Consider the following 18,544-nt stretch of genomic DNA (forward strand, 5'->3'; position numbering starts at 1 on the left):
GCCGGGTCAGGAGGCGTCGAGGTCGGGCGCCCACACGACGCCGTTGATGTGCGCGCCGCCGTCCACGAACAGCGTGTTCCCGGTCAGATAGCGCGCGTCCTCACCGCACAGGAACAGCACGACGGGCGCGATGTCCTGCTCGGGGTCGCCCATCCGGCCCATCGGGTTGGACCGGCCGGCCGCCGCCTCCAGCTCGGGGTTCCCGGCCATCCTGCGGGCGAAGGCGGCGCTCTTCGCGCCCGGGCAGACCGCGTTCACCACCACGCCGGTCGGCGCCCACTCCCGGGCCGCCGTTCGGGTGAGGGCGCGTAGCGCCTCCTTGGCCGAGTTGTACTCCAGCGTGCCCATGTGGGCGTTGACGCCGTTGAGCGAGCACATGTTGACCACGCGGCCCCAGCCCTGGCGCTTCATGTGCGGAAACGCGGCCCGCATCGCCCAGAAGGGGCCGTAGTAGCCCATCGCGAAGCCCCGGACGAGCTGTTCGTCGCTCTTGTTCTCCACCCGGCCGAGCGGCCCGGCGCTGCCCCAGGCGTTGTTGACCAGGATGTCGACGCGGTCCCACGCCTCGGCTGCGGCCTCGACCATCGCCTCGACCTGGGCCCGGTCGGTGACGTCGGTGCGGAGAAACCTGGCGTCCGCCCCGAACTCGCCGGCCAGCTCCCGCGCGGTCCGCGCGCCGGTCTCCTCGTCGATCTCCGCCACCAGCACCCGGGCGCCCTCGGCGGCGAACCGCCGCGCCACGCCCCTGCCGATCCCGTCGCCGGCCCCCGTGATGATCGCCGTACGCCCGGCCAGCCGCCCGTCGCCCATGCGCCCGCCTTCCACGTGCCCACCTTCCTTTCGGCCGCCATGGTCGGCCGTACGGGCGGGCCGGCGCGGCGGGGACTCTCACTGAGCGGGAGGGCCGGGGCGGCCGGACGCGGGGTCTGTCACGGTGGGGATCGACGATCGGCTCCCCCCGACCGGCAGATTGGATTGAGCACAAGTGACGCAGATCCGAGGACTCGGCTACCTCAAGGTGCAGACGCGTGACATCGGGCGCTGGCGCGACCTCCTCATCGACGGACTCGGCTTCGCCGAGGGGTCCGGGCCGGATCCGGACGGGCTGTACCTGCGCATGGACGAGCGCCGTGCGCGGCTCGCCGTGCTGCCCGGCGACACCGACCGGGTGCTCGCGGTCGGCTGGGAGGTGCGCGACCAGTTCGCGCTCGCCGCCGTCGGCCGCGCGGTCGAGGCGTCCGGCACGCCGGTCAAGGTGCTGTCCGACGAGGAGTCCGCCGAGCGCGACGCCGAGGCGGTCATCGCCTTCACCGACCCCGCGGGCGTGCCCGTCGAGGTCTTCTTCGGGCCCGTGCTCGACCACAGCCCGGTCGTGACCGGTCTGGGCCAGCGCTTCGTGACCGGCGCGCAGGGGATGGGCCACGTCGTGGTGCCCACCACCGCGATGGACGAGACGGTCTCCTTCTACACCGAGGTGCTCGGCTTCCTGCCCCGGGGCGCCATCAAGATGGGCGGTGGGAAGCCGCCGTACCGCCGGGTGCGCTTCATGGGCGTCAACCAGCGCCACCACAGCCTCGCGATCTGCCCCGCCGGGTACGCCGGCGACCCCGGCCTGGTGCACCTGATGGTCGAGGTGGACAGCCTCGACGCGGTGGGCATGGCGCTCGACCGGGTGCGCAAGGCGGGCTTCTCGATCTCCTCCACCCTCGGCCGGCACACCAACGACAAGATGGTGTCCTTCTACGTCCGCGCCCCCGGAGGCTGGGACATCGAGTACGGCACCGAGGGAATGCGCGTCGACGAGACGTACTACACGGCCGAGGAGATCACCGCCGACAGCTACTGGGGCCATGACTGGTCCGGGTCCGAGCCGCTGGCCACCTTCGTCCCCAAGAAGTGAGCCGGGCATGACCCCCCTGCCCTCGGTCGACCCCGTGCCGGCGGCCTCCGTGGCGGCGTTCGACCACGAGTGCGACGTGCTCGTCGTCGGCTTCGGCTGCGCCGGGGCGGCCGCCGCGTACGAGGCCGCGACGGCGGGCGCGGACGTGCTCGTGCTGGAGCGGGCGGGCGGCCCCGGCGGCTCGTCCGCCATGTCCGGCGGCGAGCTGTACCTCGGCGGCGGCACGGCCGTCCAGCGGGCCTGCGGGTTCGAGGACGACCCGGACAACATGTTCGCCTACCTCGCGGCGGCGCTCGGCCCGCACGCCGACGAGGAGAAACTGCGGCTGTACTGCGACGGCAGCGTCGAGCACTTCGAGTGGTTCCGGGCCAGGGGCGTGCCGTTCAACGAGTCGTTCTACGACGCGCCGAGCTGGATGCCGCCGACGAGCGACGGCCTCATGTGGCTGGGGGAGAACGCCTGGCCGTACACCACCCTCGCACGGCCGGTGCCGCGCGGCCACCGCCCGGCCGTCGAGAGCTGGGGCGGGCGGCTGCTCATGGAGAAGCTGATCGGGGCGGCGCGGGCGGCCGGAGCCGCGTGTCACACCGACACCCGCGCCACCAATCTCGTCCTCGACGCCGACGGCCGGGTCGCCGGGGTCGTGGCCCGCCGGTACGGCGAACGGGTGACCTACCGCGCCCGCAGGGGAGTGGTGCTCACCACCGGCGGGTTCGTCGACAACGAGGAGATGCTCGCCGACCACGCCCCGGTGCTGATCGGGCACGGCAAGGTCAGCGACGGCCTGGACGACGGCGGCGGCATCCGCATGGCCACCGCCGTCGGCGCGGCCACCCGCCGCATGGGCGAGGTCGAGATCGCGATGACGGCGCTGCCCGCGATGCTGGTGCGCGGCATGCTCGTCAACGGGCTCGGCCGCCGCTTCGTCAACGAGGACGTCTATCCCGGCCTGTTCAGCGTCGCCGCCGTACGGCACCAGCCGGGGCCGTACTGGGCGATCATCGACGAGGAGGGCTACGAGGACATCCCGGCGCGGGACCTGTGGGGCGTCCGTCCGGTCTTCGTGGCCGAGACCCTCGCGGAGCTGGAGGAGTCGCTCGGCATGCCGCCCGGTGCGCTGGAGGACACCGTCGCGGTGTACAACAGGCACGCCGAGCAGGGTGAGGACCCCTACTTCCACAAGGACCCGAAGTGGCTGCGCCCGTTGAAGGGGCCGTTCGCCGCCGCCGACCCGCGCCTGGGGTTCGGCATGGGCGACCGCGACAGCGCGGGCAGGGGAACCGGAGCCGCGGGCTTCACGCTCGGCGGCTTGCGGACGACCGTGGACGGCGAGGTGCTGAACCAGTCCGGACGGCCCATCCCGGGCCTCTACGCGGCGGGCCGCGCCTCCTCGGGCATGCACGGCGAGGGTTACATCAGCGGCACGTCACTTGGTGACGGCACCTTCTTCGGCCGCCGCGCCGGCCGCGCAGTCGCCAGGGAGGCGTGATGAACCGGTTCGACGGTAAGAACGTGCTGCTCACCGGGGCGGCGTCGGGCATCGGCAGGGCGGCGGCCGTACGGCTGCTGAACGAGGGCGCCACGGTGTTCGCCGTGGACCGGGACGAGGACGGGCTCGCGGAGACCGGCAAGCTCGCGGGCGGGACCGATCGCTTCATCCCCTGGCAGGCGGACCTGGCGGACGAGCCGGCGGTGGAGTCGGCCGCGGCCGAGGCCGTCGCCCGCCTCGGCCGGGTGGACGTGCTGGCCAACGTCGCCGGCGTGCTGCGGGTGACCCCGATGGAGTCGCTGCGGCTCGACGACTACCGGCAGATCTTCGCGATCAACGTGTTCGCCCCGGTCGTGTTCTGCCGGGAGGTGCTGCCGCACGTTCCGGACGGCACGGGCGTGGTGGTGAACGTCACCTCGACGGCGGCGACGAAGGCGCATCCCTGGATGACCGGCTACGCGGCGTCCAAGGGCGCGCTGCTGTCGTTCTCGATCAGCCTCGCCGCCGAGCTGGCGCCGCGCCGCATCCGCGTCGTCCCGATCTCGCCCGGCGGCGTCGCCACGCCGCTGACCGCCAACCGGGAGACGTTCGCCGGCATCGACACCTCCTGGTACGCGCGCACCTATCCCCTCTGGGGGAGGCCGGGCCGCCCGGAGGACATCGCCGGGACCATCGCGTACGCCGCCTCGGCGGACGGCGCCTACCTCAACGGGGTGGAGGTCCGCGTGGACGGCGGCTCGCACAGCTGACCGTCGTCCCGGCCCCGGTCACGTCCGGTCGTACCAGGTGACGGTGGCGCCGTTGCCGAAGGAGCGGCTGCGGGCCGGGGTGAACAGGGTGGGGCGGAAGGTTCCGGTGAACGCGGAGATCCCGTCGCCGGCCACGACCGGGTAGCTCTTGACGATCAGTTCGTCGATCTCCGGGAGCAGCGCGCCCGCGAGCTGTCCGCCGCCGCAGAGCCAGATGTCGCCGCCCTCCTCCTTCTTCAGCCGCTGCACGAGGCCGCCGCGTGCCCGTCAGCTCGCCGCCACCGGGTCCGGCGCCGCCGGCCGTGTCCCGGAGAGTTGAGCCCCGGAGAGTTGAGCCCCGGAGAGTTGAGCCCCGGAGAGTTGAGCACGGTACAGCCGGGCGTAGGCGCCGCCCGCCGCCAGCAGTTCGTCGTGCGTGCCCTGCTCCACGATCCGCCCCTCGTCCAGCACGAGGATCAGGTCGGCGTTCCTGATGGTCGACAGCCGGTGGGCGATGACGAATCCCGTGCGCCCGGCCCGCAGCGAGGTCATGGCCCGTTGCACGAGCGCCTCGGTGCGGGTGTCGAGCGCGCTGGTGGCCTCGTCGAGCACCAGGATCGGGGGATCGGCCAGGAACGCGCGGGCGATCGTGACGAGCTGCCGCTCGCCCGTGCTGAGGCTCTCGCCGTCGTCGTCGACCACCGTGTCGTACCCGTCGGGCAGCGTGCGCACGAGGTGGTCGACGCCGGTGGCCCTGGCCACCTCGACGATCCGCTCGCGCGGCACGTCGCCGGCGCCGTACGCGATGTTGTCGGCGATCGTGCCGTGGCGCAGCCAGGTGTCCTGCAGCACCATGCCGATCCTGGCGCGCAGCTCCTGTCTGGACACCCGGGCGACGTCCACCCCGTCGACGGTGATCCGCCCGCCCGTGACGTCGTAGAAGCGCATGAGCAGGTTGATCAGCGTGGTCTTGCCCGCGCCGGTCGGGCCGACGATCGCGACGGTCTGCCCCGGCTCCGCGACGAGGGACAGGTCCTCGATGAGGGGACGATCCGGCGCATACCGGAACGAGACGTTCTCGAACGTCACTCGCCCGGTGGCCGTGGCCGGAAGGCGGACGGGGTCGGCGACGGGCTCCTCCTCGTCCTCGTCGAGCAGCTCGAAGATCCGCCCGGCCGAGGCGAGCACCGACTGCAGAAGGGTGGACATCGACGTGACCTGGTTCACCGGCTGCCCGAACTGCAGGCAGTACTGGATGAACGCCTGCACGTCGCCGACCGACAGCGCGCCGGCCGCCACCCGCAGGCCGCCGATCACGGCGACGAGCACGTAGTTGAGGTTCATGACGAGCGACATCGACGGGCCGATCAGGCTGGACAGCAGCTGCGCCCGGAACCCCGCGCGGAACACCGCGTCGTTGTGCTCGCCGAACTCCCGTACGGCCTCGCGCCGCCGGCCGAAGACCCTGACCAGGGCGTGCCCGGTGTAGGTCTCCTCGATGTGGGCGCCCAGCCTGCCCGTGGCGGCGAACTGCTCGGCGAACCTCGGCTGCGCCCGCCTGCCGACCACCCTGGCCGCCACGACGGACAGCGGCACCATGACGACCGAGACCAGGGCGAGCAGCGGCGAGGTCCACACCATCATCACCAGCACGCCGACGAGCGTGAGCAGCGCGGTGACCGCCACGCCGAGTACCTGCTGCAGCGTCTGCCCGATGTTGTCGACGTCGTTGGTGGCACGGGAGAGCACGTCGCCCCGCTGCCGCCCGTCGAAGTAGGCCAGCGGCAGCCGCGCGAGCTTGGCCTGGGTCCGCTCCCGCAGCCGGAAGACCAGCCGCTGCGCGATGGTCGCGGTCGTCCGCTGCTGGACGAAGGAGAGACCGAACGCGGCCAGGTAGCAGGTGAGGGCGCCCAGCAGGACCCGGCCGGTCGCGGCGAAGTCCACCCGGCGGTGCCCGGACACGGCGGACAGCACCAGGTCGGTGGCCGCGCCGAGCAGCCGGGGGACCGCCACGGTCAGGGCCACGGCCGCTGCCGCGCAGGCCAGGGCGGCCACGGCGAGCGGGAGTTCCGGCCGGGCCGTCTCCAGCAGACGCCGTACGGCGCTTCGCTTCCGGGCTGTCATGCGGCCACCTCCTGGCCTGTCTGGGAGAACACGATCTCGCGGTAGGCGGGGCACGAGGCCAGCAGCTCCTCGTGGGTTCCGGACCCGGCGACGCGGCCCTCGTCGAGCACCACCAGCCGGTCGGCGTGCCGGGTCGAGGAGATTCGCTGGGCGACCAGGACGACGGCGACGTCGCGGGTCTCCCGCGCCAGCGCGTCGGCGAGCGCCCGCTCGGTGATCGGGTCGAGCGCGGAGAACGGGTCGTCGAGCAGCAGGACCCGGGGCCGGGCGACCAGGGCCCGCGCCACCGTCAAACGCTGCCGCTGGCCGCCGGACAGCGACGCGCCCCCCTGCCCGAGCGGCGTCTCCAGGCCCTCCGGCAGCGCCTCGACGAAGTCGCGCGCCTGCGCGACCTCCAGCGCGTGCCACAGCTCGGCGTCGGTCGCCTCGGGCCTGCCGTACCTGAGGTTGGCGGCGATGGTCCCGGAGAACAGGTACGGCCGCTGCGGCACCAGGCCGACGACGCCGGCCGGTTCCTCCGGGGGCAGCGACGCGAGGTCCGTCCCGTCCGGGAGCACCTGCCCGCCGGTCGGGCCGAGCAGCCGGGCCACGAGGTTCAGCAGGGTCGTCTTGCCCGCGCCGGTGGAGCCGACGACCGCGACGGTCTCGCCGGGGCGGACGAGGAGGTTCACGCCCCGCAGCACCGGATCTTCGGCTCCCGGATAGCGCATGTGCGCGTCGCGGACCTCCACCTCGCCCTGCCAAATCCGGCCCCGCCGGGTCCGATCGGTGCCGGCCGGGGACGCGAGCGGTTCCGTCCCGGTCTGCAGCACCTCGCGCACCCGCAGGGCGGAGACCCGGGCGCGCGGCGCGGCCAGGACGGTGAAGGTCGCGAGCAGGGCGGATCCCAGGATCACGGCCAGGTAGTTGAGGAACGCCACCAGCGAGCCCACCTGGGTGACGCCGTCGTCGACGAGGTGCCCGCCGAACCAGACCACCGCCACGCCGCACAGGTTGCCGATCAGCATCCCGGCGGGATACATCACGGCCGCCAGCCGTGCGGCGCGTACGGCGAAGCCCGTCAGCGCGCCGTTGGCCTCGGCGAACCTCGCGCGTTCGCGGTCCTCGGCGGCGAAGGCCCGGACGACCCGGACCCCGGCGATCTGCTCGCGCACCAGCCGGTTGACCTGGTCGACGCCACGCTGCGCCGCCTGTGACAGCGGGGTGAGCCGGCGCAGGATCGCCCACAGGACGGCCGACAGCGCGGGCAGCGCGACCAGCAGCAGGGTGGACAGGCGCAGGTCCTGCCGCAGCGCCATGACCACCCCGCCGAGGAAGATCATGGGCGTGGCGGCCAGGCCGGTCAGTCCCATGAAGACCAGCGTCTGCACCTGCTGCACGTCGCCGACGGTGCGGGTGATCAGGGACGGCACGCCGAACCGGCCCATCTCCCGGGAGGAGAACGACTGGACCTTCGCGTAGACGGCCGCGCGGAGGTCCTGGCCGACGGCGGCGGCGGTCCTGGCGGCGAGGGCGCCCACCACGGCCGAGCACAGGACCTGTGCCAGCGTCCCGGCCGCCATGAGGCCGCCCAGACGCAGGATCAGCCCGGTGTCGCCGCGCAGCACGCCGTCGTCGATGAGCGTGGCGTTGATCGTGGGCAGCAGGAGGGCGGCGAGTGCCTGCGCGATCTGGAGCACGCCGATCAGGGCGACGGCGCCGCGACGGGGCCGCAGAACGGAGCGGAGCAGGGAGCCCATCTCAGCCCCCGTACGGCCGGGCCGCCCGCGCCTCGCGCAGGGCCCGCCCGAACCAGACGAGCTCGTCGAGCATGACCTTGGCGGCGCCCTCGGGGCCCGCGGGGTCCTTCGGCCAGTTCCCCTCCGCGTCGAACAGCGTCCAGGGGCTCTGGAAGGCGACGGAGTCGCGGATCGTCACGGCGTGCAGCTCGGCGAAGACGAGCCTGAGCTGCTCGACGGCCCGCAGGCCGCTGGACATTCCGCCGTAGCAGACGAACCCGACGGGCTTGGCCGCCCACTCCCGGTGGTAGCTGTCGATCATCAGCTTGAGCGCGGCGGGAAAGCTGCGGTTGTACTCCGGGGTCACGACGACGAAGGCGTCCGCGGCCTCCACCCGGGGCCGGAGCCCGGCGACCTCTTCCGGCTTCTCGCCGCCGAAGTGCCCGCGCAGCCCGTCCGGGAGCCGGGTCTCGGCCAGGTCGATCACGTCGAGCGCGACGTCGTCGCGCCGTTCCGCCTGGCCGGCGAACCAGTTGGCGGCGAGCGGCGCCACCCTCCCGTCCCGGACGCTGCCGATGATCATCGCCACGTTGAGCCGGTTGTTCCCGGACATGGTTTCCTCCTTGAGGTGTGTACGTCGTACGCAACGAGTACACCGTACGCTCAAGTGCGTACGGCGTACAAGTCCAAGTACGATGTACACACCGAACCGGGAGGAGCACGACGATGGCCGGGAAGAGAGCGGACGACGGCGCGCAGGAGTCCATCTGGCAGCGGATGGAGCGCCCCGCCCGGCCGCCCCGCGCGGCGCTGACCCACGCGCAGATCGCCGCGGCCGCCGTGGAGATCGCGGACGCCGAGGGGCTGGACGCGGTCTCGATGCGCCGGCTGGCCGAGCGGCTCGGCGTCGCCACCATGGGCCTCTACCGCTACGTGCGCGGCAAGGACGACGTGATCGAGCTGATGGTGGACGCGGTCTACGCCGAGGAGGCGCGGGCCGCGGAGGGGCGCGACTGGCGGGAGGTCCTGCGGGTGTCCGCCCTGCGGCTGCGCGCCCTCATGCTGCGCCATCCCTGGCTGGTGGAGACCACGGCCCAGGCCGGGCCGCTGACACCCAACTTCGTCGCGCGCACCGACCGGCTGCTCGCGTCGCTCGACGGCCTCGGCCTCGACGCCGACACGGCGATGACCGTCATCGGCACGGTCACGGCGTTCGTCACCGGGGCGACCACCGCCCGGATCAGGATGGCCCGGCTGATGCGCAAGGAGGGCGCCGAGAAGATGGACGACCTGCGCACCATCTACTCGTCCCGGATGAAGTGGCTGCTGGAGTCGGGCCGCTATCCCGCGTTCGAGCGCTACATCCGCGAGGGCGTCAGGAAGGACGACGACGACTGGCAGTTCGAGCTGGGCCTGGAGTCCGTGCTCGACGGCGTCGCCGCCCGGCTGACGATATGAAAGACGACAGGCGGCCACCCGGATGGGTGCCGCCTGTCGTGCCGGCGAGGTTCAGGAACTGGGCGGGGGAATCATCCGCCTGGTCGCCTCGTGGGCCCTGCGGACCATCTCGGCCCGGGGGAAGCCGCTCCGCTTGCGGGCCGTCTCCTCGTTGCCGCCGGCGATCCAGACCGGGCCGTCGGCGAGGTGCTCCAGGCCCTCGCGGGCCACGTCGCCGGGCTCGGCCACGTTGAGCCCGGGCAGGTCCATCCGCAGCCCCGCCCGCTCCATCGCCGGAGTGCGGGTCACGCCGAGGACGAGTTCGAGGACGTGCACGCCGTGCTCGCCCAGCTCCAGCCACAGCCCTTCCGCGAAGACGCGGCTGAACGCCTTGACCGCGGAGTAGACGCTGATCTGCGCCTGGCCCATGTACCCGGCGAGCGAGCCGACCAGGATGATCCCGCCGCGGCGGCGCTCGCGCATCAGCGCGCCGAAGTGGTGGGCGAGCGCGAGCTGGGCGGTGATGTTGAGGTCGATGACCCCGTGCACCCGGTCGAGGTCGCCGGTCACGAACTCGTGACCGTAGCTGTTGGCGCCCGCGTTGAAGATCAGCAGGCCCACCTCGACGTCGTCGGTCGCCGCGCGGACGGTCTTGAGCGCGCCCGGGTCGGTCAGGTCGAGCTCCAGCGTGCGCACCTCGACGCCCTTGGCCCTGACCTGCTCGGCCGTCTCGGCCAGCGGGCCGGGCTTGCGGGCGACGAGCACGAGGTTGAGCCCGGCGTCGGCGAGCTGGTGGGCGAACGACGCGCCCACTCCCTCGGAGCCGCCCGCGACGACGGCCCAGGGGCCGTACACGTCCTTGTCGATCACGATTCCTCCGGTACGGCGATCTCGCCGTCGAGCGCGGCCTGGACGATGGAGTCCCGCAGCGCCGCGCAGCCGGCGAAGACTCCCGCACCGGCGGTGCGGCGCTCCTGGCAGGTCCCGGTCGCGTCGGCGTTCCACTGGACGCTGGTCTGGTGCCAGCTCGCCTTGCGCACCTGGACCCCGGCGCCGCACCGGCGGCAGGTAAGCGGCTGCATGGGCGCGTCGAGCAGCCGGTCGTCGGGGCGGATCGTCATGCGGGCCGGCCCGTGCTCGCCGACAGCTCCGCGGCCTTACGGGCGAGGTTCTCCTCGACCTCCCTCTTCCACGCCTCGACCGGGCGGGTGGTGTCGAGCTCGAACTCGAAGCGCTCCACCATCTCCGGCCTGACGTCGGCGACGTCCACGTAGAACTGCTCGTACCAGCGGCGCAGCTGGTAGACCGGCCCGTCCTCCTCGCACAGCAGCGGGTTGTCGATGCGGGCCTTGTTCTTCCAGATCTGCACGTCCTGGTCGAAGCCCTTGAGGATGAAGGAGCTCATCTTCCTGGCCATCTCGTCGGCCGCGGGCCCGGGCAGCGTGTCGGTGCGCTGCACGATGATCCCCGAGTGCAGCACGAACGAGTTCGCGTCGATCGGGTAGTGGGCGTTGATCAGGACCGAGTTGATGTCCATCGTGTCGTAGTGGTAGGTCAACTCGTCGATCATGAACGACGGCCCGTGGTACGACGCCACCGAGTCGTTGCCGAGCAGCTTCGGCTCGCCGTCCTTCGCGGGCGGGCGGGTGTCCTGCCGGCCGGTGCCCTTCATGATCTGCGTGGCGACGTGGCCCTCGAAGATGTTCTTGAAGTACGTCGGGAACGAGTAGTGGACGTAGAAGAAGTGCGCCATGTCGACGACGTTGTCCACGACCTCGCGGCAGTTGGTGTGCACGACGGTCTCGGTCCAGACCCAGTCGGTCCAGTCGTCGCGGGTCGCGCCTTCCATCCGGGGGATCGTGACCTCCGGCGGCGGCGGGTTGCCCTCCGGGTCGTTCCACACGAACAGCAGGCCGTCCTGGTCCATGGTGACCCAGGAGGCGGTGCGGGCGCGCAGCGGGACGCGGCGCGAGTAGGGGATCTTCTTGCAGCGGCCGTCGCCGCCCCAGCGCCAGTCGTGGAACGGGCAGGCGATCTCGTCGCCCTTGATCTCGCCCTGCGACAGGTCCCCGCCCATGTGCCGGCAGTAGGCGTCGAGCACGTTGAGCTTGCCGTCGCCGCTCTGGAAGACCACGAGCTTCTGGCCGAAGGCCTTGACCGTGTGCGGCTTGCCGTCCTTGAACTTCTCCGACAGGCCCAGGCAGTGCCAGCCCCGGGCGAACCGGGTGGGCACCGCCTCCGCCTCGATTCTGCGGATGTCGTCGTTCCCGGCTTCTACTGCAGTCACCTTGATCCGACCCTTCAGGACGCACGTTCTCTCAGTCCGTCAAGGTAGGAGGTGCGGGGGTCCACGGACGGGTGAGTCCCATTGGCCGGGATGGTCCTGACATGCGTTCATCGGCGCCGCGCACCATCATGGACGGCATCTGACCGACGAGCGCGACACGGAGAACTCCCACATGAGCAACGAGGTCCTGGACGCGGTTCGCACGCTGTTGCCGAAGATCGCCGAACGGGCCCGGTCCACCGACGAGGACCGCCGGGTCCCCGCCGAGTCGATCAGGGAGCTGGTCCAGGCAGGGGTCTTCCGCATGCTGCAGCCCAAGAGGTACGGCGGCGCGGAGAGCGACCCGGTGAGCTTCTACGAGGTGGTCAGGGAGATCTCGGCGGTGTGCGGGTCCACCGGCTGGACCGTCTCCGTCCTCGGCGTGCACCCCTGGCAGCTGGCCCTGTTCGACGAGGCCGCCCAGGACGAGGTGTGGGGGAGCGACCAGGACGCGCTGATCTCCTCGTCGTACGCGCCGGTCGGGCGGCTCGTCCCCGCCGAGGGCGGCTACCGGCTGTCCGGCCGGTGGCGGTTCTCCTCCGGCTGTGAGCACGCGTCCTGGGCGATGGTGGGCGGCCTGGTCCTCGGCGACCAGGGCAAGCCGGTGGACTTCATGACCGTGCTGGTGCCCCGCTCCGACTATCTGATCGCGGACGTGTGGGACGTCATCGGGCTGCGCGGCACGGGCAGCAACGACATCGTCGTCGAGGACGCCTTCGTGCCCGCGCACCGCGTGATGCGCAACTACGAGATGGCGCAGCTGCGCGGCCCCGGCCAGAAGGTGAACCCGGGTCCGCTCTACCGCATCCCGTTCGGCACCGTGTTCACCACCACGATCACCGCCCCGGTCATCGGGATGGCGGCCGGCTGCTACCGGTCGTACGTGACCGCGATGCGCGACCGCGTACGGCTCAGCCTGGGCGGCGGCCGGTTCGCCGAGGACCAGTTCGCGCAGGTGGCGGTCGCCCGGGCGGCGTCGGAGATCGACGCGGCGATCCTGCAGACCGACCGCAACGTGCGGGAGGTGTACGAGCACGCGGTGCGGGGCGAGACGATCCCGGTCGAGCTGCGGCTGCGGGTGCGGCGGGACCAGGTGCGCGCCACCGAGCGGGCGCTGGAGGAGATCGACATCCTGTTCAAGACCGCCGGGGGCAACTCCCTCAGCCGGGGCAACCCGATCGAGCGGGCCTGGCGCGACGCCCACGCGGGCAGCGTCCACGTGGCCAACGACGTCGAGCGGGCCCTCGCGATGTACGGCAAGGGCGAGTTCGGCCTGGCCGTCGAGGACAACCTGATCTGACGCCGCGACGCGGGAGCCCGGGCGCACGCCGCGCCCGGGCTTCTTCTTCGTGCGCGTCCTTCGCAGACGGGGTGTTGACGGTCTCCTAACGCCGTGTGATAGTCCTAATCGTGTTAGGAGAACCGATTCGGGATAGAAGATCTGAACGGCATGAGCGAACGAAGGCCGAGATCCTCGACGCGGCGTGGGAGATCGCCCGTGCCGGCGGCCTGGCCGGACTGACGCTGCGGGATGTGGCGCGCAAGGTCGGGATGCGCCCGCCGTCGGTGTACTCCTATTTCGCGTCCAAGCACGCCGTCTACGACGCCATGTACGCCCAGGGCTGCCGGGAGTTCCTCGGGCGGGTGTCGCGGCTCGATCTCACCGGCGACCCCTTGCGCGATCTGACCACCGGCGCGTGGATCTTCATCGACTTCTGCGTTGAGGACCCGGCTCGCTACCAGCTGATGTTCCAGCGGACGGTTCCGGGGTTCGAACCGTCCGCCGAGTCCTACGCCCTGGCGGTTCAGGCACTGGAGTCGTTGCGGGCGGGGCTGGTGAAGATCGGCATAACCGCCCCCGAAGCGCTCGACATGCTCACCGCGCTCACCACGGGCCTGGTCGACCAGCAGATCTCCAACGACCCGGGTGGAGACCGCTGGCTCAAGCTGGTCGACGAGGCCATGGAGATGTTTCTCGCCCACATGCGCAGCCGAACGCACAGGAAGGTCCGCTGATGCCCGACACCGCGACGGCGATCGAGTCCGTACGATCACTCGGCCGCTCACAGGCCGCCATGCTGGCCGAGGCCGAGAACGAGCGTTTCGTCGACCTCGTCCGATCGCTGGAGGGCGACGACTGGGCCCTACAGACCGACTGCCCGGCCTGGGACGTGCGGGCCGTGGTCGCGCACGTGCTGGGTGCGATGGAGTCCCCTGTCTCCCTGCGTGAGTTCGTCCACCAGGTCCGAGCGGGCGGCAGGGCGGCGGGCGACCGTCCCCTCATCGACGGCATCACCGAGGTGCAGGTCGCCGAGCGCGCCCATCTGAGCACGTCCCAGCTCGTCGAACGGCTCACCGCCATGGCGCCCCGCGCCGCTCGCGCCCGGCGCGGGCTGCCGGCGCCGCTGCGCCGGATGCCGCTCAGGCAAGACGTCGGGGGCGTGACGGAGACCTGGACGCTGGGCTACCTGTACGACGTCGTCTACACCCGTGACACGTGGATGCACCGTGTCGACATCGCCAGGGCGGCGGGCCGCTCCCTCGTGCTCACGGCCGATCACGACGGCCGCATCGTGGCGGACGTGGCCGCCGAGTGGGCACGGCGCCACGGCCGGCCGTTCCGGCTTCACCTGACAGGGCCCGCTGGAGGCACCTTCACCGGTGGCGACGGCGGCGGCGAGCAGATCACCCTGGACGCCGTCGAGTTCTGCCGGATCCTCTCCGGCAGGGGCGGCGGAACCGGGCTGCTCACCCAGCCCGTGCCCTTCTGACGCGTATCGGCGCGAAGCCGCCACATGTGCGGGCGCCGGTCGGGGAGTGACATCAATGGTCCTTTCAACGTGCCATGTCCCTGGCGGCCCGGTAGGCGAAGACCATGGCCGAGCCGATCGGGACACCGGGGCCGGGGTAGCGGCGCCCGGAGAACGAGGCGCTGGTGTTGCCCGCGGCGTACAGGCCGGGGAGCGGCCGTCCATCCCCGTGGAGCACCCGCGCGTCGGGGTCGGTGCGCAGGCCGCCCTTGGTGCCGAGGTCGCTGAGCACCACCCGGGCGGCGTAGTAGGGCGGGGTGTCCAGCGGGACCAGGCAGGGGTTCGGCGCCTCGGACCTCGCGGTGAAGAACCGGTCGTAGGGGTCCTCGCCGCGGTGGAAGTCCTCGTCCACGCCGGTCGCGGCGAAGCCGTTGAACCGCTCGACGGTGTGCTTCAGCGCCTCGCCCGGCACGCCGATGAGCTCCGCCAGCTCCTCCAGGGTGCCGGCACGCACCCAGGTGCCGGCCTCCAGGTGCTCCTCGGCGCGGCGTCCCGGCAGTGAGATCGCCGGGAGCCGCCCGCCGAAGCGGGAGTCGAAGATCAGGTGGGCGGGCACGCGGCCGGGCTCGGCGAGCATCTCGCGGCCCATCCGGTCGTACGGCAGCGACTCGTTGGCGAAGCGGCGGCCCGACGCGTCGACCATGAGCCCGCCGTGGAAGCCCAGCGTGAAGGCGGCCCGGCCGTCCGGCAGCGCCACGCCCGGGCACCACCAGGCCTCGTCCATCAGGCCGGTGGCCGCGCCGATCGCGGCGGCGGCCCGGATCGGGTCGCCGGTGTTCGCGCCCGCCGGGGCCATCGACCACTCGGTCGTTCCGGGGACGCCGTGGGCCGCCCGCATCGTCGCGTCGCCCTCGAAGCCGCCGGCCGCCAGCAGCACGCCCTTCCGGGCGCGCAGCCGTACGGTGCCCTCCGCGGTGGCGGCCTCGACGCCGGTCACCCGGCCGTCCTCCACGACGAGCCGGGTGAGGGCGGTGCCGGTGCGCACGGTGCCGTTGCCGGTGTTCACGAGGGCGAGCAGCAGCCGCCCGATCAACGCCCGCCCGGCCGACAGCGGGCCCTCGCCGTGGCCGCGGCCCTCGCGGTCGCGGTCCACCGGCGGCCGGACCAGCGCGGCGAGGTCGCCGAGCCGTTCGGCGGGCAGGTCCAGCGGCACGAACGACCGCCCCGCGTCGAGCCGTCCCGGGGCGGGGAAGTAGTCGGGGAAGGCCCGCCACTCGAACTCGATCGCCGGGTCGCGCTCCAGGAACTCGGCCACCTCGGGCGCGGTCGCGAGGAACGCCTCCCGCCGGTCGGCCTCCGCCTCGCCGAGCAGAGCGGTGAGGTAGGCGCGGGCCGACTCCGTCGAGTCGCCGATCCCGGCACGGCGCTGCACCTGGGTGCCGGGCAGCCAGACGGCGGCGCCCGAGTACGCGGACGTGCCGCCGAGCAGCGCCGTCTTCTCCAGCACCACGGTGCGCAGCCCGCCCGCCGCCGCCGTCAGCGCGCCGGTCATGGCGCCCGCGCCGGACCCGGCCACCACCACGTCGTACTCGTCGTCCCAGGCCCGGGTGGGTGCGCCCGCCATGCCGCTCCTCCTGTCGTCGCTGATAGTGGTGGGTACAGGCAAGCGCAGCGGACGCGTGACCGGCCCGTTCGTCCCACTCAGTGGTATGGACCAGTGGCGGGTGGGCGAGCTCCGCTGTGTATCGTCGTTGCGACACACGAACGACCAGGGGGAGACGTGCCGAGGATCGCCGAGGTCAGGGCGCCGGCCGAGCCGAGCTCACCCGAGCAGCGCGCCCGTCATCTGCGCATCCTGCGCGCCGCCGCCCGGATGGGCGCCGAGAAGGGGCTCGAGCGGGTCCAGATGCACGAGGTGGCCAAGGAGGCCGGGGTGGCGATCGCCACGCTGTACCGGTACTTCCCCTCGAAGACCCATCTGTTCACCGCGGTGATGGCCGAGCAGATCGACAGGTTCGGCGAGACCGTCCAGCAGCCCAAGCCGGGGATGACGCCGGAGGACGCCGTCGGCGAGGTGCTCGTGCTCGCCAGCAGGCAACTGCTGCGCCGCCCCGCGCTCGCCACCGCGATGCTGCAGTCGGCGAACTCCGCCAACGCCGCCGCGGTGGCCGACGCGGGCCGGATCGACCTGATGTTCCGGCAGATCGTCCTGCGGACGCTCGGCATCGCCGAGCCCACCGTCATGGACGTCACGTTGATCCGGCTGCTGATGCAGTGCTGGTACGGCGTGCTGCAGATGAGCCTGAACGGCCGGGCGTCGGTCACCGACACCGAAAGCGACATCCGGATCGCCTGCCGGCTGCTGCTGGCGCCCCGATCGAACGCGCCCTCCGGCCCCGTCTCCCGCTGACCGGGACGCGCCCCGGGCCGCTCTCGCCGCGCGCCGCTAGCGTGCGCGTATGAATCGCTTCGACGGGGTGAAGGTCCTGCTCACGGGGGCCGGCTCGGGGATCGGGCGGGCCACCGCGGTCAGGCTCGCCGCCGAGGGAGCGGACCTCTTCGCGGTGGACCGGGCGGCCGAGGGGCTCGCGGAGACCGGCTCGCTGATCGAAGGTCCCGGCCGGTACGTCCCGCACGTGGCCGACGTGACCGACGAGGCCGCCGTGGTGGCGGCCGTGGACGCGGCGGCGGCCGCGTTCGGCGGCATCGACGTGCTCGTCAACGTCGCGGGGATCCAGCGGACGACGCCGATCGAGTCGCTGACCGTGGCCGACCTGAACCTGCTGTTCTCGGTCAACCTCGTCGGCACCGCGCTGTTCTGCCGGGAGGCGCTGCGTCACCTGCCCGACCGGACCGGCGTCATCGTGAACGTCGCGTCGATCGCGGCCACCCAGGGCAACCCGTACATGACGGCGTACGCCGCGTCGAAGGGCGCCGTGCTGGCCTTCTCGCTGAGCCTGGCCGCCGAGGTGGTGGGGCGCGGCATCCGCGTGGTGCCGATCTCCCCGGGCACGGTGGCGACCCCGCTGACGCGCGACATCGAGTTTCCCGAGGGCGCGGACCTGCGGTACTTCGGGCGGATCCGCTCGCTGCTCGGCAGCGCCGCCCCCGAGCAGATCGCGGCCGCGATCGCGTTCGCGGCCTCCTGCGACGGCGGATATCTCACGGGTGCGAACCTCCGGGTCGACGGCGGCTCCGGAACCTGACGCGCCCCCTTCGACAAGGAGTGACGACGTGACACGGACGATCGCGGTGACCGGTTCGGCCTCGGGCATCGGCAGGGCGCTGGCCGCCTCGCTGCGGGAGCGAGGCGAGGAGGTGATCGGCGTCGACCTGAAGGACGCCGAGGTGTGCGCCGACCTGTCCGCCCCCGAAGGCCGCGCCCGCGCGGTGCACGAGGTGCTGGAGCGGGCGGGCGGCGCGCTGGACGCCGTCGTGGCCTGCGCCGGCCTCTCGGGGGTGACCGTGGGCACGGTCACCGTCAACTTCTTCGGCGTGACCGCGATCCTGGAGGGGCTGCGTCCGGCGCTCGCCCGCGCGGAGCGGCCCCGCGCCGCCGCGGTGGCCTCGATCTCCGCCACCCAGCCGGCCGACCCCGAAGTGGTCCGCGCCTGCCTCGACGGCGACGAACCGCGGGCGGTCGCGCTGTCGGAGCGGGTGGTCGAGCGCGGCCAGGGCCGGCTGCTCTACCCCTCCTCGAAGTCCGCCCTGGCCCGCTGGCTGCGCGCCCGGGCGGTGTCGCCGGAATGGGCCGGATGCGGCATTCCGCTCAACGCGGTGGCGCCGGGCGTCGTGCTGACCCCGATGTCGGCGCCGCTGTTCGAGGACGAGGCGATGCGCGAGGTCATGGACCGGGCGGTGCCGATGCCACTGAACGGCTACGCCGAGCCCGAGGTGGTCGCCGGCGCGCTGCGCTGGCTGGTGAGCCCGGAGAACTCCCACATGGCCGGGCAGATCGTCTTCGTGGACGGCGGCGCCGAGGCCACGCTGCGCGGCCCCGACGTGTACTGACGGCCGGCGCGCGGCCTTCCCGGTCGCAACCGTTCGACTCCTACCGCCCGCACCGGCCGCT

At 72.6% G+C, this 18,544-nt stretch carries 19 protein-coding genes; 10 read left to right on the forward strand and 9 right to left on the reverse strand.

What is annotated here, in order from left to right:
- Positions 1 to 6: 6 nt before the first annotated feature.
- Complete coding sequence (locus HHX41_RS21755; RefSeq protein ID WP_220504296.1) at positions 7 to 825, reverse strand: SDR family NAD(P)-dependent oxidoreductase; 819 nt, start codon at positions 823 to 825, stop codon at positions 7 to 9.
- Positions 826 to 985: 160 nt separating this feature from the next.
- On the opposite strand from HHX41_RS21755, the gene HHX41_RS41890 reads away from it, so the two are divergent.
- The 3 genes from HHX41_RS41890 to HHX41_RS21770 are packed head-to-tail and all read left to right on the forward strand — an operon-like array spanning position 986 to position 4,138.
- The gene (locus tag HHX41_RS41890; RefSeq protein ID WP_182907466.1) at positions 986 to 1,900 is read left to right on the forward strand and encodes a VOC family protein; all 915 of its coding nucleotides are present in this window, start codon (positions 986 to 988) and stop codon (positions 1,898 to 1,900) included.
- Positions 1,901 to 1,907: 7 nt separating this feature from the next.
- Positions 1,908 to 3,389, forward strand: a complete 1,482-nt coding sequence (locus tag HHX41_RS21765; RefSeq protein ID WP_182907467.1) for an FAD-dependent oxidoreductase — start codon at positions 1,908 to 1,910, stop codon at positions 3,387 to 3,389.
- Positions 3,389 to 4,138 carry an SDR family NAD(P)-dependent oxidoreductase gene (locus tag HHX41_RS21770; protein ID WP_182907468.1) on the forward strand — a complete coding sequence of 250 codons (750 nt, stop codon included), beginning with the start codon at positions 3,389 to 3,391 and terminating at the stop codon, positions 4,136 to 4,138. The genes HHX41_RS21765 and HHX41_RS21770 overlap by 1 nt, the downstream gene beginning before the upstream one ends.
- An 18-nt stretch (positions 4,139 to 4,156) precedes the next feature.
- Here the strand turns inward: HHX41_RS21770 and HHX41_RS21775 are convergent, their stop codons facing one another.
- The 4 genes from HHX41_RS21775 to HHX41_RS21790 are packed head-to-tail and all read right to left on the reverse strand — an operon-like array spanning position 4,157 to position 8,572.
- A complete protein-coding gene (locus tag HHX41_RS21775) occupies positions 4,157 to 4,387 on the reverse strand; it encodes a dihydrofolate reductase family protein (RefSeq protein ID WP_182907469.1) in 231 nt (76 codons plus the stop codon).
- A gap of 18 nt (positions 4,388 to 4,405) precedes the next feature.
- On the reverse strand, positions 4,406 to 6,241 hold the full coding sequence (locus HHX41_RS21780; protein WP_182907470.1) for an ABC transporter ATP-binding protein: 1,836 nt from the start codon (positions 6,239 to 6,241) through the stop codon (positions 4,406 to 4,408).
- Positions 6,238 to 7,980, reverse strand: coding sequence for an ABC transporter ATP-binding protein (locus tag HHX41_RS21785; RefSeq protein WP_182907471.1), 1,743 nt, complete (start codon positions 7,978 to 7,980; stop codon positions 6,238 to 6,240). Before HHX41_RS21785 ends, HHX41_RS21780 begins: the two co-directional genes overlap by 4 nt.
- A gap of 1 nt (position 7,981) precedes the next feature.
- Complete coding sequence (locus HHX41_RS21790; protein WP_182907472.1) at positions 7,982 to 8,572, reverse strand: NADPH-dependent FMN reductase; 591 nt, start codon at positions 8,570 to 8,572, stop codon at positions 7,982 to 7,984.
- A 113-nt stretch (positions 8,573 to 8,685) separates the two neighbouring features.
- Here HHX41_RS21790 and HHX41_RS21795 point away from each other — a divergent pair, with 113 nt between their 5' ends.
- Complete coding sequence (locus tag HHX41_RS21795) at positions 8,686 to 9,417, forward strand: TetR/AcrR family transcriptional regulator (protein ID WP_182907473.1); 732 nt, start codon at positions 8,686 to 8,688, stop codon at positions 9,415 to 9,417.
- A 51-nt stretch (positions 9,418 to 9,468) separates the two neighbouring features.
- Here the strand turns inward: HHX41_RS21795 and HHX41_RS21800 are convergent, their stop codons facing one another.
- Genes HHX41_RS21800 through HHX41_RS21810 form a run of 3 tightly spaced genes read right to left on the reverse strand, consistent with a single transcriptional unit; the run spans position 9,469 to position 11,683 of the window.
- Entirely contained in the window at positions 9,469 to 10,266 is a 798-nt protein-coding gene (locus HHX41_RS21800; RefSeq protein ID WP_182907474.1) for an SDR family oxidoreductase, read from the reverse strand.
- On the reverse strand, positions 10,263 to 10,517 hold the full coding sequence (locus HHX41_RS21805) for a ferredoxin (protein ID WP_182907475.1): 255 nt from the start codon (positions 10,515 to 10,517) through the stop codon (positions 10,263 to 10,265). The genes HHX41_RS21800 and HHX41_RS21805 overlap by 4 nt, the downstream gene beginning before the upstream one ends.
- Entirely contained in the window at positions 10,514 to 11,683 is a 1,170-nt protein-coding gene (locus HHX41_RS21810) for a Rieske 2Fe-2S domain-containing protein (protein WP_182907476.1), read from the reverse strand. The genes HHX41_RS21805 and HHX41_RS21810 overlap by 4 nt, the downstream gene beginning before the upstream one ends.
- A 172-nt stretch (positions 11,684 to 11,855) precedes the next feature.
- Here HHX41_RS21810 and hsaA point away from each other — a divergent pair, with 172 nt between their 5' ends.
- From hsaA to HHX41_RS21825, 3 genes are all read left to right on the forward strand, one after another.
- The gene (gene hsaA, locus HHX41_RS21815) at positions 11,856 to 13,022 is read left to right on the forward strand and encodes a 3-hydroxy-9,10-secoandrosta-1,3,5(10)-triene-9,17-dione monooxygenase oxygenase subunit (protein WP_182907477.1); all 1,167 of its coding nucleotides are present in this window, start codon (positions 11,856 to 11,858) and stop codon (positions 13,020 to 13,022) included.
- A gap of 110 nt (positions 13,023 to 13,132) precedes the next feature.
- Positions 13,133 to 13,738, forward strand: coding sequence for a TetR/AcrR family transcriptional regulator (locus HHX41_RS21820; protein WP_310742117.1), 606 nt, complete (start codon positions 13,133 to 13,135; stop codon positions 13,736 to 13,738).
- Positions 13,738 to 14,493, forward strand: coding sequence for a maleylpyruvate isomerase family mycothiol-dependent enzyme (locus HHX41_RS21825; RefSeq protein ID WP_182907478.1), 756 nt, complete (start codon positions 13,738 to 13,740; stop codon positions 14,491 to 14,493). The genes HHX41_RS21820 and HHX41_RS21825 overlap by 1 nt, the downstream gene beginning before the upstream one ends.
- A 64-nt stretch (positions 14,494 to 14,557) precedes the next feature.
- Here HHX41_RS21825 and HHX41_RS21830 read toward each other — a convergent pair whose 3' ends face one another.
- The gene (locus tag HHX41_RS21830; RefSeq protein WP_182907479.1) at positions 14,558 to 16,096 is read right to left on the reverse strand and encodes an FAD-binding protein; all 1,539 of its coding nucleotides are present in this window, start codon (positions 16,094 to 16,096) and stop codon (positions 14,558 to 14,560) included.
- 156 nt (positions 16,097 to 16,252) lie between these two features.
- Between HHX41_RS21830 and HHX41_RS21835 the strand changes: the two genes are divergently transcribed.
- The 3 genes from HHX41_RS21835 to HHX41_RS41895 are packed head-to-tail and all read left to right on the forward strand — an operon-like array spanning position 16,253 to position 18,483.
- Positions 16,253 to 16,882 (forward strand): TetR family transcriptional regulator, encoded by a 630-nt coding sequence (locus HHX41_RS21835; RefSeq protein ID WP_182907480.1) that lies wholly within the window; start codon positions 16,253 to 16,255, stop codon positions 16,880 to 16,882.
- A 49-nt stretch (positions 16,883 to 16,931) separates the two neighbouring features.
- Positions 16,932 to 17,678 carry an SDR family NAD(P)-dependent oxidoreductase gene (locus tag HHX41_RS21840; protein ID WP_182907481.1) on the forward strand — a complete coding sequence of 249 codons (747 nt, stop codon included), beginning with the start codon at positions 16,932 to 16,934 and terminating at the stop codon, positions 17,676 to 17,678.
- 28 nt (positions 17,679 to 17,706) lie between these two features.
- Positions 17,707 to 18,483 (forward strand): SDR family oxidoreductase, encoded by a 777-nt coding sequence (locus tag HHX41_RS41895; RefSeq protein WP_182907482.1) that lies wholly within the window; start codon positions 17,707 to 17,709, stop codon positions 18,481 to 18,483.
- The last annotated feature ends 61 nt before the right edge of the window (positions 18,484 to 18,544 follow it).

Origin of the sequence: Microbispora sp. H13382, assembly GCF_014161445.1 — a bacterium.
Classification (GTDB): domain Bacteria; phylum Actinomycetota; class Actinomycetes; order Streptosporangiales; family Streptosporangiaceae; genus Microbispora.

Coding starts and splice junctions, on each gene's coding strand:
- HHX41_RS21765 (WP_182907467.1), top strand. CDS start 1,908: ATGACCCCCCTGCCCTCGGTCGACCCCGTGCCGGCGGCCTCCGTGGCG.
- HHX41_RS21770 (WP_182907468.1), top strand. CDS start 3,389: ATGAACCGGTTCGACGGTAAGAACGTGCTGCTCACCGGGGCGGCGTCG.
- HHX41_RS21780 (WP_182907470.1), bottom strand. CDS start 6,241: ATGACAGCCCGGAAGCGAAGCGCCGTACGGCGTCTGCTGGAGACGGCC.
- HHX41_RS21785 (WP_182907471.1), bottom strand. CDS start 7,980: ATGGGCTCCCTGCTCCGCTCCGTTCTGCGGCCCCGTCGCGGCGCCGTC.
- HHX41_RS21790 (WP_182907472.1), bottom strand. CDS start 8,572: ATGTCCGGGAACAACCGGCTCAACGTGGCGATGATCATCGGCAGCGTC.
- HHX41_RS21795 (WP_182907473.1), top strand. CDS start 8,686: ATGGCCGGGAAGAGAGCGGACGACGGCGCGCAGGAGTCCATCTGGCAG.
- HHX41_RS21805 (WP_182907475.1), bottom strand. CDS start 10,517: ATGACGATCCGCCCCGACGACCGGCTGCTCGACGCGCCCATGCAGCCG.
- hsaA (WP_182907477.1), top strand. CDS start 11,856: ATGAGCAACGAGGTCCTGGACGCGGTTCGCACGCTGTTGCCGAAGATC.
- HHX41_RS21825 (WP_182907478.1), top strand. CDS start 13,738: ATGCCCGACACCGCGACGGCGATCGAGTCCGTACGATCACTCGGCCGC.
- HHX41_RS21830 (WP_182907479.1), bottom strand. CDS start 16,096: ATGGCGGGCGCACCCACCCGGGCCTGGGACGACGAGTACGACGTGGTG.
- HHX41_RS21840 (WP_182907481.1), top strand. CDS start 16,932: ATGAATCGCTTCGACGGGGTGAAGGTCCTGCTCACGGGGGCCGGCTCG.